Raw genomic sequence first — 14,641 nt, forward strand, 5'->3', positions numbered from 1 at the left:
CTACTGGTTATGCATAAGTTTATAAACTGGGTATTGCAAATGCGCAGCTTCATAATGTTTAGAATTATGATATAAATATTCTAATTGGGCATACCAATTTTTAGCAAATTCAGGATCGCTTTCTTTTTTTTGATAAAATTTTTCTTCTAAATCAATATTGTTTTCTAAAAGTTCTAATGCTACATCTTCAAAAACATATGGAGAAAAACCTTCTTTTTGTTGTAAAATAGGATCAAAAAAATTCCAATTGAAAAATGAGTCTACAGCTTCGGGTTCTAATGTTTCTATAATGTATCTTCTTCCTGGCTGATTAGTACTTACAACAATATCACCTTTTCTAAATTGGATTTTTTTTATACTACTTGAGACTTCAGTATTATAATGTAAATAGTGACCTTCATAGGCATTTTTCCGTGTCTTATAATCTTTAATTTTATAGGAGCTAACAGTTAAAACAGTGTCTTGTTTTAAAGCCGAAAATTGGATGTTATTTTGGGTAAAAAGCTCTAAAGGCTTGGCCCATCCTTTTTTTATAATATAAGCTTCAGGTATATGAATTGATTTTGATGGTTTGTAGTAGTTTTGGTATACTACATCTTTTGTAAAAGGTTTATTTTGGTCATATTTTAACCTGGGCATTCCAGTAATACTACTTGTAATGGTATCCGCTTTATAACCTTTAAATTGGAGTATGGATAGTTTAGTTGTATCTAACACCCAGTTAATAGGATAACTTTTTAAGTTAAGCATGTCTTTGCTCGTTTCTGCTCTTATTTCTTTAATTTTTTTACCATCACTTTCAGTAATATCAATCATTTTTTTCATTAGTACATATGTGCCTTCAACTCTTTTTTTATACGGTTTAAGCATATGAGTTTCCACCATCATACCAAGCGTATTCCACAATGTAGCATATCCAGTAGAATACCTTGGAGAATCCATAAATTGAGAAAATCCATTTTCCGGTACTTCATTAAAAACATTCACATAAGGTGTTATACTCCAGTTTTCATTTTCTAAAGATTCCTCTAGTTTAGGCATTAATTCTTTATGTAAATAATTGCCTAAATCTAAACCTAATTTATTGTGTTGTGTAAATAAATGGGTTAAGGTATATTGGTAATCTGCACCATTACTTACATGGTTGTCTATAAATATATCTGGTTGTACTAAATGAAATATTTTAGCAAATGTTTTTGCATTTTTAGTGTCAGATTTTATAAAATCTCTATTTAGATCATAATTTTGAGTATTACCTCTAAAGCCATAGAATTCTGGTCCGTTTTGATTTGCTCTAGTGGTGGAATTACGATTTAAAGAACCACCAACGTTATAAATAGGAATTGTGCTTATTACAGTGTTATTAGGTGGAGCAATTTTTTTAATAGCTAAATCTCTAAATAATAACATCGTTGCATCTATACCATCACTTTCACCTGGGTGTATACCATTATTAATTAAAATCGTAGTTTTTGTATCTTGAATTTTCTTAAAATTAAAATCGCTATCAGGATTATAAGTAACTATATGCAGTGGATGTCCGCTATCTGTTTCTCCAATAGTTTGGATATTTATAGTAGGGAATTCTTTTGCTAGATTAATATAGAAAGCTATAGTTTCTAGATAAGTGGCCGTTTCAATACCATTAGAAGTTTCAAAACGGGTTATAAATTCTTGTGCTTGATCCTCTTTTTTTGTTTCACAACTAACTAATAAATAAAAGAATAGCAAAGTCAGAAAAAATTTCATTTCCTATTTTTAGCCATAAAAATAAGATAAACAATTTAGTTTTTACATGAAACTGTAATTTAATATTTTTGACTTTCTTAAAGAATTTATTGTTTATTGTTTTATAAATGAGTTGTCAATGATTTCAATGATTGATTCTTTATATAATGGTTTACTATAGAAATTTAAGTGATGATGTGTTCTGCATTTATAGGTTTCTGCCTTTACTCTGTCTTCATCACTTATAGATGAAGTTACGATATTAATGCGAATAGTGTTTTTTATAGATATTGTTATAAATTCCTCAAGAAATTCCCATCCATTCATGATAGGCATGTTAATGTCTAGAAAAATAATATCTGGTAAAGCTATATTCTTTTTAACTATTTCTTTCATTTTATCTATAGCGAGAAGGCCATTTTCTAATGTTATAATATTTTGACATTCTACAACAGAACCAAGTATTTTTTTCATACCAAATACAGTAATAGGGTCATCATCTATTATACTAATGAAATTAATTTTTCTCATTGAAATATATGCTTGTTATCGTTGCTCCGTCTTTTTCTTTTTTTGTAATAATTTTTCCATTCATAGCTGCTATTTGGTGATCTGTAATGTAATCCCCATAGGCTTTAAAACTAGAATCTTTCTCAATAATATTGTCTGTACAATAATTTTTAATTGATATTATAGTATAACTTTTAGTTTTTTTAACATCAAGATATATGTTACAACTGCTAGCTAGATTAATAGATTTAATAGTGTTAGATAATATGTTTAAAAAAATATTATCTATATAATTTGGAATACCTTTTACTGTAGTATTATGAGGTATATTATTTATTATAGTAGCTTTTTTATTTTCTAACAATGCCTCAAGATTTTTTTCTACAACAGCAATCCTTTTATTTACTTTAAGTGCTACTTTTACATTATCAAGATCAGTGTTATTTTCTACTGTGTTGTTTAAATAGTTAATAGTGTCTAATAAATTATTAGATGCTTTTACTAACATATTCACTATAGTATTTCTTTCATTTTTATCTTCTTCATTAGTTAAGAAATTAAGTAGCATCGATAAATTTGCTGTATGTGATCTAAGGTTGTGAGATACAATATGAGTAAAATTCCTCATTTTACTATTTTGAGAAGATACAAGTTTAACCATTTTTTGTAACTCTTCTTCTTTCTGCTTTTGTTTGCTCACATCTAAACTAAAACCTATAAGGCCTATAACATTTTTCTCTTTACCAATTAAAGGAATTTTAGATGTTAAGAAATAAGCTTTGGAGCCATCTTTTTTTATAATAGGTATTTCTTTATCTACCCGAGGTTTTTTAGATTGAATGACTTTTAAATCATTTTGCCGAAGTTTTTTAGCAGTTTTTTCATCATAAAAGCTAAAGTCGTCTTTACCTATAATGTCTTCTTTTTTAGTAGCACCTAAAAAGGTTACTTCTTGATTATTTACAAGAATTTTTCTGGACTCGGTATCCTTTACATAGATATTTATAGGTAAACTATCTATTAACTCACTTAAAAGTTCATGATTTACTTTGGGTTTATTATTTAATGCTTCTTTAGTAACGTGTTGTTGAAAAGTACCAATAACACCTACAAATTCATTATGTTTAAATATCGGTTTTCCTGTAGTAGTTACTGTTTTTTCTTTTCCTTTAGCAGTAATAATAGTATGTGTTTTTTTCCATGCACTACGTTTCCTAGCATTGTTTTTTAATATTTTAACAATACTCTCTTTGTCTTGTTCTTCGTTATGAAAATTGATATACTGTTCTAGTGTAGGAGTAAAACTAGGGCTAACGGCAAATATTTTTTTGGTTTTAGAACACCAACTTAATTTATCTTTAATTGCATTGAATTCCCAGTTCCCAATTATTTCATGTTGAGAGCTGTTTTTATTTAGAAAGGATAATTTTTCTAGTTCTATTTCATTATTAACGGCTTCAGTAGTGTCTTCTGTTTGAAGAATAGCTCCAACTATATTTTCACTTTCATCATACCAAGGTTTTATTGTCCAAGTATGCCATCTTTCATCATTGTTAAGATCATAATAGAGTTTTGTTCTATTTGTTATTTGAATTCCTTTGAAACACTTCTTTAAATCTTCCTTAAATTTCTTGTCAATATCAATAAACAAATTAGAAATAATTTTTCCTGTGACAAAACTATATGAGAAATTAAAAAGATTTGCCCATGCGTTTGAAGCATAAAGAATTTTTAATTCTTTATCTATATATACGATTGCTTGTGGCAATTGTTTAATAAGGTATTCTGTTTTTGTTTTGGTTTCTAAGCTCAAAATGTGTGTGATTTTGCTTCATCTCAAATTAAGCTATATTATATAACAGTTACAACAGATTGTTGTGAACGAGCAGAAAACAGTGGTATATAATAGATATATCTATTGGAAAGTAATAAATAATTGTTTGAAGAATATTAAAATACATTAAACAAATATTTTTTTAACAATCTATTTCTTTATTGTATTCTAAAAAAAGTAAGAATTTGTAAGTTTTAATGCTAGGTTCTAACCGTATTTGGTACTAAAATAGTATAATCTCCACCATTTCTAATAACATCTCTAACAATAGAAGAACTTATATAAGATTTGCCAGAAGAAGTTAATAGAAATACTGTTTCTATTTCAGAGAGCTTACGGTTTGTATGGGCAATTGCTTTTTCGAACTCAAAATCTCCCGGGTTTCTTAATCCACGTAAAATATAATTTGCATTTATCTTTTTGCAAAAATCTACAGTTAAGCCTTCATAGTTTAAAACTTTTATTTTTGGCTCGTTTTTAAAAGCTTCTTTTATAAACCGAGTGCGTTCTTCTATAGAAAACATATATTTTTTAGAACTATTTATTCCTATAGCTATAATTAATTCATCAAAAAGGGAAATACCACGTGTTATAATATCATGATGTCCTAAAGTAAGTGGATCAAAGGAACCTGGAAATATAGCACGTCTCATAGGTAATTGTTTTAAAGCGTAAATTTACTTATTTAGAATTTAATGCGGCTGTAATAGCACTTTCAAAAAGTTCTTCTAAATTTATGCCAGCTGCACTGGCTTGTTGTGGAAGTATACTTTCTTCTGTTAAACCAGGTGTAGTATTCATCTCTAATAGATAAGGAATATCATCTACAAATATAAATTCGCTTCTGGAATAGCCTTTCATTTTTAATATGTTATACACCTTTTTTGCAATAGTGCTTACTTTTTCTTCTTGGTCAGATGATATCCTTGCAGGAGTGATTTCTTGCGATTTACCTTTATATTTGGCATCATAGTCAAAAAAATCATTTTCAGAAACAATTTCAGTAATTGGAAGTACTTTGGTTTCACCTTTATAAGTAATTACACCCACAGATACTTCTGTACCATCTAAAAAACTTTCTATAATAATTTCGTCATCTTCTTTATAGGCATTTGCAATAGCGCTTGCTAATTCTTCTTTTTTATAAACTTTAGTAATACCAAAACTACTACCAGCTTTATTTGCTTTTACAAAGCAAGGAAGGCCAACTTGTTTAATTATACTAGCTTCATCAATAGCATCACCTAAATTTAAATAATAAGAAGCGGCACATCTAATGCCATAGGGTTTTAATACACTTAATAGATCTCGTTTGTTAAATGTTAATGCAGCTTGGTAATAATCACATGAAGTTTGTGGAATACCTATTAATTCAAAATAAGATTGCATTAAACCATCTTCTCCAGGCGAACCATGTATGGCATTAAAAATACAATCAAAAGAAATTATATTACCATCTATAGCAATAGAAAAATCATTTTTATCAATAGGGTATTCTTTATTATTCTCATCTACATAAACCCATTTTTCATTAAAAACATGGATTCTATATGCATTGTACTTTTCCTTGTTTAAATAGTTGTAAACTACATTTCCACTTTTAAGAGATATTTTATATTCGCTAGAATACCCCCCCATGATAATGGCAATATTTTTTTTCATAATCTACTGTAAAATAATATGGTCATTAAATGATTCAATTCAAAGAAAAGAAAAAGCTTTGGGTTTTTGTTTAAATGAAAAGATTTTTTTGTTGAGTTGGTAAATTTGATATAAAATAAAAGTCAAGACCAGTGCATTTGTTATATTTGTGTGTAGAATAAAAAGTACAATGAAAAATTTTTTTAAGTTTTTAATAAGTAAAACATTTTTTATCCAATTAGGAATCGCTGCAGTTTTAGTTGTTGCCTTAATTTTTGGTATTTTAGAATGGTTAAAGAGTACAACAAATCATAATGAATTTGTTGAAGTTCCAGATTTAGCAAAATTATCTGTTACCGATATGCGTACGGTTATTGAAGAAGCAGAATTACGTTATGAAGTATTAGATTCTGCCAATTATAATCCAGATTATCCACGTTTTTCTGTTATAGAGCAAAACCCACCTGCTGGTAATAAAGTAAAACAGAATAGAAAAATATATGTAACGGTAAATCCTTCTGGTTACAAAAAAGTAAGTGTACCTAAAATAATCCAGATTACGAAGCGAAATGCTACTTCTATGCTAAGGGCTGTGGGTTTAGATGTGCAAAGAGTTTCTTATATAGATGGCTTAGGAAAGGATATGGTATACAACATAAAATACAAGGGGAAGTATATTTCTCCAGGTCATAAATTACCTAAAACATCTAAAATAGAATTAGTTTGTGGTAATGGTAAGGTTTCTGAAAGTGATCAAATAAAAGCAGACTCAGAATAATATATGCATACAGCAAAAGGTGACGAGGAGTTAAGTAAAGAAGACCTTTTTGAACATCATAAAGTTATCGCCTCAAAAGGACAAGAACCTTTGCGAGTTGATAAATTTTTAATGAATTTTATTGAAAATGCAATCCGAAATAAAATTCAGCAAGCAGCAAGAAATGGAAATGTTTGGGTAAATGGTAAAGTTGTAAAGCAAAATTATAAGGTTAAAGCAGGTGATGAGGTTCAAGTACTATTTGAGCATCCCCCACATGAGTTTTTATTGGTACCTGAAAATATTCCTCTAGATATTATTTATGAAGATGATGTTTTAATGGTGGTTAATAAGCCCGCTGGAATGGTAGTGCATCCAGGGCATGGTAATTATTCGGGAACATTAATAAATGCTTTGCTATACCATACTAAAGATTTGCCTAATAATAGTAATGAGCGGCCTGGATTAGTACATCGTATAGATAAGGATACTTCTGGTTTATTAGTAGTTGCTAAAACGGAAGCAGCTATGACCTATTTAGCAAAACAATTTTTTGACAAAACAAGTGAACGCGAATATATCTCTTTAGTATGGGGAAATATAGAAGAAGAAAGCGGCACAATTGAAGGTCATGTAGGACGTCATCCGCAAAATAGATTACAAATGCATGTTTTTCCTGAAGGTGATCAAGGAAAAGAAGCTGTTACTCATTTTAAAGTTATAGAAAGGTTGGGATATGTTACTCTAATTTCTTGCCAACTGGAGACGGGTAGAACACACCAAATAAGAGTTCATTTAAAACATATAGGGCACACATTATTTAATGATGCGCGTTATGGAGGAGAACGTATTTTAAAAGGAACAACATTTACGAAATACAAACAATTTGTAGAAAATGCATTTAAACTATTGCCAAGGCAAGCTTTACATGCAAAAACTTTAGGTTTTGTACATCCTGTAACTAAGAAGTTTATGCGTTTCGATTCTGAAATACCAGAAGATATGGCCAGTTGTATAGCCAAATGGAGAGATTATTCAAAGCACAGTAAGTAACTTTGAAAAGGAATATGAAAAAGCAATATATTATTTTTTGTAGTCTTTTCTTGATGCTAATAAGCTGCAATTTGTTTGAGAAAAAATCTAACCCTATAGCCGAAAATAACCCCCAAAATAACACTCTTAAGGCTTTTAAAAAACCAAATAGCACTGTAGATAGTATGTATTTGGTTGATGGTTTTGATTTTCCAGTTGGTAAACCAGATGGGAAAGGGTATTATAATGCTCAAAAATTTCAAAAGAATAACCATTTAGGAGATGATTGGAATGGTGTAAATGGCGGAAATACAGATCTTGGTGACCCAATTTATAGTATCGCTAATGGCTATGTGTCTTTTGTTGAAGATATTTCTGGTGGATGGGGCAATACTATTAGAATTATACATACCATGCCTAATGGGAAACAATACGAATCTATATACACTCACTGCGATACGATGCTTGTGAAATCTAAAACTTGGGTAAAAAAAGGGGCGCAAATTGCAACAATTGGGAATGCTGGAGGAATCTATTATGCGCATTTACATTTAGAACTTAGAGATAGTATTGGTATGCCTATTGGCAATGGATATTCTAAAAACACAAAAGGCTATCTTGATCCAACTGCTTTTATAACTTTAAATAGAAAAATTAAAGAGTAATAAGATATTTATCATCTCCTATAAACTTTTACAATAGTATCATTGATAAGTACTTCAATTATGTAGTTGAAATCTAAAAAATCATTCTTATTTTTAAACTTTTAAAAGTATTAAAAATGAAAATTGTTATTTCTCCTGCAAAATCTTTAGATTTTGATAGTAAATTGCCAACTACTACATACACGCAGCCTAATTTTTTAGCACATTCTGAAAAATTAAATAAAGTGCTAGTAAAGAAAAAACCGAAAGCTTTATCAGAATTAATGCATATTTCGGATAAGTTAGCACAACTAAATTGGGAACGAAACCAGGAATTTTCTGTTCCATTTACTACTGAGAATGCACGCCAAGCCGTTTATGCTTTTAATGGAGATGTGTACCAAGGCTTAGATGCTTATACCATTTCTGAAGATAAATTAGATAGCTTACAGAGTACTTTGCGAATTTTATCTGGCTTATATGGTATTTTAAAACCTTTAGATTTAATACAAGCTTATCGTTTAGAAATGGGAACCTCATTAAAAGTAGGAAGGGCTAAAAATTTATATGAATTTTGGAAAAAAGACCTTACTAATTACCTTAATAGCGAACTAAAAGATGATGAAGTTTTTGTAAACCTCGCAAGCAACGAATATTATACTGCGGTAGACGAAAAAGCATTAAAAGTGCCTGTTATAAGTCCTATTTTTAAAGACTGGAAGAACGATAAATTAAAAATCATTAGTTTTTTTGCCAAAAAGGCAAGAGGTTCCATGGTACGTTATATCATAGATAATGACGCTAAAACACTAGAAGATATTAAAGGTTTTAATTTAGATGGATATCTTTTTAGTAAGGAACATACGCTGAAAGAAAACCAACCTGTTTTTATTCGCTAAGATTAAGAATTACTAGAATTTGTATTTGTTTTAAAAGATATTTTATACTGCTTCTCAAAGCATTTTTAATTCAATTTTTTTACTTTCTAGATTCTAATTCTGTTTTTATCTTTTTAAATTTTTTATCCAATAATATTACAAAGAAACCTATAGCAACTATAATTAATGAAAATGAGCCATTAAAATCTTCATTTTTTTGTACCCATCCATAAATAAAGAACACTAACATAACTATTGCAGCCCATGTTAATATCTGCATAGTTCTTTTGGTTTTTTTGAGTTGAACTTTTAAAATTTCTGAATTTTGGTCTTTTAATTCCATTCTGTTTAAAATAGTTATGAGTTTAGTGTTATTCATTAGAATAGCTAAATATAAAGCACTTTTGCTATTTCTGTAAATTATTTTGCCTTCTTAAGTTAAATTACTATCAAATTGTAACAAAATATCTCAATTTTATACTTTTATAAAATTGGGATACTAGACCAAAAGCAGTAGTTTTGTCAGGTTAATATGAGTGTGATACTATTTCACATTTTTATGCTTACAATTTAGAAATATATGCAGCAATCAGAAAGATTAGAAGAGTTTAAAAAATCGGTAAACAATAAGTTTAATGTTTACAATAGCCTATTTCTTAATTTACCTTATAGAAATATAGAAAATGTAGGGACCGTAATTCCTTTGATGTTAGATCAATGTCAAAAGGGGCTTAAATCTGGGCAAAACCCAAAAGAAATTTTAGAACATTTTTTTCAAAACTACCTAGATATTGCTTCAGAAAAAGATAGAATAGATTTTATGTTCCGCATTATTCAATATGTAGAACGTCAGGTGGTTTTATATGATAGTGTAGAAGATGCAGCATTCCCAAAATTACAAGCGCATAGCAGTTCTTTGGCTATAAAAGATTATTTTCAATTAGTAGATAAAAATAAAAGTTGGGATACTGTAGCAGAAAAACTCTCTACATTTAGTGCCCGTTTAGTTTTAACAGCACATCCAACACAGTTTTATACTCCAGCGGTTTTAGATATTATTACAGATTTAAGAAATTTAATTCTAGAAAATAATATTGATGATATCGATGTTACTTTACAGCAATTAGGGCTTACCTCTTTAATAAATGCTAAAAAGCCGACCCCTCTAGATGAAGCTAAAAATATTATTTACATTCTCAGAAATGTATATTATGATGCTATTGGAGATTTATATTCGTATTTAAGAAGTAATATTAAAGATAAAGATTTTGATAACTATAATATTGTAAAACTAGGTTTTTGGCCTGGTGGAGATAGAGATGGAAATCCGTTTGTAACGGCTGATATTACTAGTGATGTTGCTGATGAGCTTAGAATAACGTTAATGAAATGTTATTATAATGATTTAAAATCATTACAAAAAAAGCTAACTTTTAAAGACATACAAGTCCACATAGATACGTTAAGGAAAAACCTTTATACCGCAATGTTTAATCCTAACAAGCATGTAGGTTATGAGAATATTATAGGGCCTTTAGAAACGATAAAAGAAATTTTAGCATCTAAATACCACAATTTATACAGTAAAGATTTAGATAATCTAATTAATAAAGTTAGAATATTTAAAACACATTTTGCGGCTATAGATATCCGTCAAGATCATAGTCAGCATGTGGCAGTAGTAACCGCCGTATTACAGAAAAACGGATTAATATCTGAAAGTTTAAATGAACTTTCAGAAAAAGAACTAATAGATGCATTACTTCATAAAGATATAAAGATATCTCAAGACGATTATGAAGAAGGGATTGTAAAAGATACCATTAGAAACGTATCACAATTAAAAGCCATACAAGATAAAAATGGAGAAGAAGGCTGTAATAGATATATTATAAGTAATTCTGAGGATATTTTTTCTGTACTATTTGTATTTGGATTATTTAAATGGTGTGGTTGGAAAGATGAAGACATCACTTTTGATATTGTGCCTTTGTTTGAAACTATGGTAGGCATGGATAGCTCAGAAGCTACCATGCAACAATTATTTGATTTAAAAGAGTATAGAGCTCATTTAGAAAGGAGAAACAATAACCACACTATAATGCTAGGTTTTTCTGATGGAACTAAAGATGGGGGTTATTTAAAAGCGAATTGGTCTATTTTAAAGACTAAAGAAACTTTATCTGCTGTTTGTGATGAGAATAATATAAAAGCGATATTCTTTGATGGTCGTGGTGGCCCACCTGCGCGTGGAGGAGGAAAAACACATCGTTTTTACGCAGCGCAAACAAAAGGCATTGCAAATAATGAAATTCAGATGACCATACAAGGGCAGACCATAACAAGTACCTATGGCACTAAAGAACAGTTTCAATATAACTGTGAACAGTTGCTTACAGCTGGCTTATCTAATAATTTGTTTGGAAAAGAAAATGTAATTTCTGAAAATTCTAGAAAATTAATAGAAGAACTTTCAGATTTAAGTTTTGAGAAGTATGATGCATTAAAACATCATGATAAATTTATGCCGTATTTAGAAAATATGAGTACGCTTAAATATTATGGTAAAGCTAATATTGGAAGTAGGCCGGGTAAAAGAGGAAATAAAGCAAAACTAGAATTATCAGATTTACGCGCTATTTCGTTTGTAGGTTCTTGGAGTCAGCTAAAACAGAATGTTCCAGGTTATTTTGGAATAGGGACTGCCATAAAAACATTTAAAGATCAAGGAAGGTTAGAAGAGGTAATTACCTTATTTAAAGAAGTTCCTTTCTTTAGAGCGTTAATGCTAAATAGTATGATGTCTTTATCTAAATGTTATTTTGAGCTCACAAGTTACATGAAAGAAGATAAAGAGTATGGTGATTTTTGGATGATTTTAAAAGATGAGTTTGAACTTTCTAAAGAAATGTTATTGCTTATCTCTGATATGGATGTACTTATGGAAGGGGAAGCAGTCTCAAGAGAATCTATAAAAATTAGAGAGAATATTGTATTACCACTACTAGTCATTCAACAATACGCTTTACAGAAAATTGGAGCTGGTTCTGATTTCAAAGAACTATACGAAAAAATAGTAACCAGATCATTATATGGTAATATTAATGCAAGTAGAAATTCTGCTTAGTGTTGTATAGTTTTAGTTTAAAAAGTCCAATGAAATTTTAAATTTTGTTGGACTTTTTTTATAGGAATGATTATAACTGGAATTAGTATGTGCGATAAAAGAGTTGTTTGTCAGCTAGAATTATTATTTTTAGAAACATGATTTACTATCTTACTTTAGCACTCCAAGGGTATTGTGCGTATCACTGCTATATTAATAAGAACAATTATTATTGGTATTTTGTAATTCTATTTATACCTGTATTGGGTTCAGTAGCTTATCTTTTTGTAAATGTTATTCAAAAGAGAGATATTGATAAAGTTCAAGAAGAAATTGTAACAGTTTTCAATCCTACTAAAAAAATAAACGATTTAGAAAAAAGACTAAAATTCTCGAACACATTCCAGAATAAAACAGCATTAGCAGATGCTTATTTAGAAGCGAAGCAATATGATTATGCTATAACACATTATCAAGAAGCATTAGACGGAACTTTTAAGAATGATTTTTATGTAATCTCTAAACTTCAAGAAGCATATTATTTAGGTAATGATTATGAAAAAGCCATTTTTTATGCAGAGAAAATAAAAGATAATCCAAAGTTTAGAAAATCAAATGGTTGTTTTTTGTATGGTTTGGCATTAGAAAAAAATGATAATATAGAAGAGGCAGAGGAAGTGTTAAAGAAATTTGATGCGCCTTATGCTAACTATTTAGAACGATTGGAATTAGCTAAATTTTATATCAGAACTGCTAAAATAGCAGAATCAAAGGAGGTTTTAAACGAAATAATGATAGAATCTGATGGTATATCTAAACAGAGTTATAGAATGCATAAGATTTATTTTAAAGAGGCTAAAGAGCTATTGCGTACAGTATAATGTTTTTACATACCCATCCTTACGAACCATTTCTTTTTAAAGAGGCAACTAAACTTATTGTTGGTACGCTGCCACCTCCTCGTTTTACTACAAGAGCGTTAAAAAAAGAAGATGTAGATTTTTGTTATGGTAGTAAAAATGGATTGTTATGGCCTATATTGGATAAGATTTTTGACTTGAATTTAGTCTATAGTACTACCGAGTTTGCAATTCAGCAACGAAAAAAATTTCTTTTAAAACATAAAATAGCAGTATGTGATATTGTTGCTAGTGCAAAACGTTCAAAAATTGATGCTTCTGATTTAGGAATGCAGCATGTAGAATTAAGAGATGTTATACGTTATTTAGAAGAATACCCCAATATAAATACGATACTATTTATGGGTGGGAATAGTAAAAATGGTCCAGAATATTTTTTTAGAAAACTGCTTAAAGAAAAAAATATTTCTTTAGAAATGGTTTCAAATATAGTCCCTAGAGTTTATCAGTTTCAATTATTAAATAGCCCAAAGAGAATTATAAAAACAGTTTCGTTAACTGCACCATCTGGAGCGGCAAATAGAGCTATAGGAAGTATGCTAGCCTATAAAGAATATAAGCATAAAGATCCAAATTTTTCTACTTTAGATTTTAGAGTGTTGCAATACAAAGAACATTTTTAATTATACACTCTAAAATGTGCAGCCATTGCATAATTTTTATAACCACTTTTTACAAGCTTAGAATTAGCATTATACGTATAATCAAACACTTGCCATTTTTTATCATTTAAAAAAATGCGTCTTACGTAAGTATTTTTATTTTGTAATTTATTGGTAAAAGGTAGTAAAGGCCTAAAAGCAGTAGAAATTTTTTGAATACCTCTTTTCGTTTCAATTTCTCTATATTTTTTAGTTTGTGCTAATTTACCATCCTTATTGGCATAACCAAGTATTTGTATCGCTGCATAGATACCTGTTTTAGGAATAAAAATAGCTTTTTTACTAATGTCTAATTCAAATACTTTATCCTGTTTTTCATCAATAGCAAAAACAATATTTTCATGACTCATAGGTGCTCCGGGTAAACCATTTTCATTTTTATAGAATTGAATTCTACAAATTGTAGCATAAGCACCTTTGCCTTTTGTTTTATATTTTGTTTCAGCATTTATAGGAAGTAATAGTTTTGAAATCTGAGTTATTTTAGTACCCTTTCGTTCAAAAAAAACGGCAATCTCGCTTTCAACAGTAGGTAACCAAGAAGTGAAAACATCAGAATGCGTAATTGCTTTTTCTTTCTTTATTTTATATTTTCCTAAAATAGGTGCGGTAACAACCACTTCACTTAATACAGAAACTTCTGGGCTCAGAAAGACTTTTGGCGCTATATTATTTGTAGCTACAGTCTTTACACCAAACCCAACTGCGGAAACATATAAGGTGTCTATATCTTTATAACGCTTTTTAGAAAATACAAATACGCCGTCTTCATTAGCATACGTGCCTAAGCCATCTCCAAATGATATTGTAGCAAATGGGATAGGGCTGTTTTCTAGACTATCTATGACCTGTATGTTTTGAGAAAAACATCCTTGTATAATAAATAGTACAATGAATATCGTTACTAACCTCATAAAACAATTTAAATG

General features: G+C 29.3%; 14 protein-coding genes. 7 read left to right on the forward strand and 7 right to left on the reverse strand.

The features are described 5' to 3' along the window. The 5 genes from ACZ451_RS11030 to ACZ451_RS11050 all read right to left on the reverse strand — a co-directional run bounded on the left by ACZ451_RS11030 (position 1) and on the right by ACZ451_RS11050 (position 5,734). Positions 1-1,749, reverse strand: coding sequence for a M14 family metallopeptidase (locus ACZ451_RS11030; protein ID WP_464212364.1), 1,749 nt, complete (start codon positions 1,747-1,749; stop codon positions 1-3). A gap of 93 nt (positions 1,750-1,842) precedes the next feature. Beyond that, a complete protein-coding gene (locus ACZ451_RS11035) occupies positions 1,843-2,259 on the reverse strand; it encodes a response regulator (protein WP_464212366.1) in 417 nt (138 codons plus the stop codon). After that, complete coding sequence (locus ACZ451_RS11040) at positions 2,246-4,051, reverse strand: PAS domain-containing protein (protein WP_464212368.1); 1,806 nt, start codon at positions 4,049-4,051, stop codon at positions 2,246-2,248. Before ACZ451_RS11040 ends, ACZ451_RS11035 begins: the two co-directional genes overlap by 14 nt. Positions 4,052-4,272: 221 nt before the next feature. Then, positions 4,273-4,725: a pantetheine-phosphate adenylyltransferase gene (gene coaD, locus ACZ451_RS11045; RefSeq protein WP_464212370.1), complete on the reverse strand. Its 453-nt coding sequence runs from the start codon at positions 4,723-4,725 to the stop codon at positions 4,273-4,275. 28 nt (positions 4,726-4,753) lie between these two features. After that, positions 4,754-5,734 (reverse strand): D-alanine--D-alanine ligase, encoded by a 981-nt coding sequence (locus tag ACZ451_RS11050; RefSeq protein ID WP_464212372.1) that lies wholly within the window; start codon positions 5,732-5,734, stop codon positions 4,754-4,756. Positions 5,735-5,903: 169 nt separating this feature from the next. Between ACZ451_RS11050 and ACZ451_RS11055 the strand changes: the two genes are divergently transcribed. The 4 genes from ACZ451_RS11055 (at position 5,904) to yaaA (ending at position 9,045) form a co-directional block, all read left to right on the forward strand. Continuing rightward, positions 5,904-6,491 carry a PASTA domain-containing protein gene (locus ACZ451_RS11055; RefSeq protein ID WP_464212374.1) on the forward strand — a complete coding sequence of 196 codons (588 nt, stop codon included), beginning with the start codon at positions 5,904-5,906 and terminating at the stop codon, positions 6,489-6,491. Positions 6,492-6,494: 3 nt separating this feature from the next. After that, the gene (locus ACZ451_RS11060) at positions 6,495-7,523 is read left to right on the forward strand and encodes an RluA family pseudouridine synthase (RefSeq protein ID WP_464212376.1); all 1,029 of its coding nucleotides are present in this window, start codon (positions 6,495-6,497) and stop codon (positions 7,521-7,523) included. Positions 7,524-7,594: 71 nt separating this feature from the next. Next, the gene (locus tag ACZ451_RS11065) at positions 7,595-8,167 is read left to right on the forward strand and encodes a M23 family metallopeptidase (RefSeq protein ID WP_464212379.1); all 573 of its coding nucleotides are present in this window, start codon (positions 7,595-7,597) and stop codon (positions 8,165-8,167) included. A gap of 116 nt (positions 8,168-8,283) precedes the next feature. Then, positions 8,284-9,045 carry a peroxide stress protein YaaA gene (gene yaaA, locus ACZ451_RS11070; protein ID WP_464212381.1) on the forward strand — a complete coding sequence of 254 codons (762 nt, stop codon included), beginning with the start codon at positions 8,284-8,286 and terminating at the stop codon, positions 9,043-9,045. Positions 9,046-9,124: 79 nt separating this feature from the next. Here the strand turns inward: yaaA and ACZ451_RS11075 are convergent, their stop codons facing one another. Continuing rightward, positions 9,125-9,403, reverse strand: a complete 279-nt coding sequence (locus ACZ451_RS11075) for a hypothetical protein (RefSeq protein WP_464212383.1) — start codon at positions 9,401-9,403, stop codon at positions 9,125-9,127. Between the two features lie 201 nt (positions 9,404-9,604). Between ACZ451_RS11075 and ACZ451_RS11080 the strand changes: the two genes are divergently transcribed. From ACZ451_RS11080 to ACZ451_RS11090, 3 genes are all read left to right on the forward strand, one after another. After that, the gene (locus tag ACZ451_RS11080; RefSeq protein ID WP_464212385.1) at positions 9,605-12,151 is read left to right on the forward strand and encodes a phosphoenolpyruvate carboxylase; all 2,547 of its coding nucleotides are present in this window, start codon (positions 9,605-9,607) and stop codon (positions 12,149-12,151) included. Between the two features lie 137 nt (positions 12,152-12,288). After that, positions 12,289-13,011 (forward strand): hypothetical protein, encoded by a 723-nt coding sequence (locus ACZ451_RS11085; protein ID WP_464212387.1) that lies wholly within the window; start codon positions 12,289-12,291, stop codon positions 13,009-13,011. Then, entirely contained in the window at positions 13,011-13,673 is a 663-nt protein-coding gene (locus tag ACZ451_RS11090; RefSeq protein WP_464212389.1) for a uracil-DNA glycosylase family protein, read from the forward strand. Before ACZ451_RS11085 ends, ACZ451_RS11090 begins: the two co-directional genes overlap by 1 nt. Here ACZ451_RS11090 and ACZ451_RS11095 read toward each other — a convergent pair. Next, positions 13,670-14,626 (reverse strand): carboxypeptidase-like regulatory domain-containing protein, encoded by a 957-nt coding sequence (locus ACZ451_RS11095; protein ID WP_464212391.1) that lies wholly within the window; start codon positions 14,624-14,626, stop codon positions 13,670-13,672. The genes ACZ451_RS11090 and ACZ451_RS11095 overlap by 4 nt on opposite strands. Positions 14,627-14,641: the final 15 nt, after the last annotated feature.

Source organism: Allocellulophaga tsushimaensis (genome assembly GCF_055383085.1).

Coding starts and splice junctions, on each gene's coding strand:
- ACZ451_RS11060 (WP_464212376.1), top strand. CDS start 6,495: ATGCATACAGCAAAAGGTGACGAGGAGTTAAGTAAAGAAGACCTTTTT.
- ACZ451_RS11050 (WP_464212372.1), bottom strand. CDS start 5,734: ATGAAAAAAAATATTGCCATTATCATGGGGGGGTATTCTAGCGAATAT.
- ACZ451_RS11085 (WP_464212387.1), top strand. CDS start 12,289: ATGATTTACTATCTTACTTTAGCACTCCAAGGGTATTGTGCGTATCAC.
- coaD (WP_464212370.1), bottom strand. CDS start 4,725: ATGAGACGTGCTATATTTCCAGGTTCCTTTGATCCACTTACTTTAGGA.
- yaaA (WP_464212381.1), top strand. CDS start 8,284: ATGAAAATTGTTATTTCTCCTGCAAAATCTTTAGATTTTGATAGTAAA.
- ACZ451_RS11030 (WP_464212364.1), bottom strand. CDS start 1,749: ATGAAATTTTTTCTGACTTTGCTATTCTTTTATTTATTAGTTAGTTGT.
- ACZ451_RS11075 (WP_464212383.1), bottom strand. CDS start 9,403: ATGAATAACACTAAACTCATAACTATTTTAAACAGAATGGAATTAAAA.
- ACZ451_RS11055 (WP_464212374.1), top strand. CDS start 5,904: ATGAAAAATTTTTTTAAGTTTTTAATAAGTAAAACATTTTTTATCCAA.
- ACZ451_RS11080 (WP_464212385.1), top strand. CDS start 9,605: ATGCAGCAATCAGAAAGATTAGAAGAGTTTAAAAAATCGGTAAACAAT.
- ACZ451_RS11095 (WP_464212391.1), bottom strand. CDS start 14,626: ATGAGGTTAGTAACGATATTCATTGTACTATTTATTATACAAGGATGT.
- ACZ451_RS11090 (WP_464212389.1), top strand. CDS start 13,011: ATGTTTTTACATACCCATCCTTACGAACCATTTCTTTTTAAAGAGGCA.
- ACZ451_RS11035 (WP_464212366.1), bottom strand. CDS start 2,259: ATGAGAAAAATTAATTTCATTAGTATAATAGATGATGACCCTATTACT.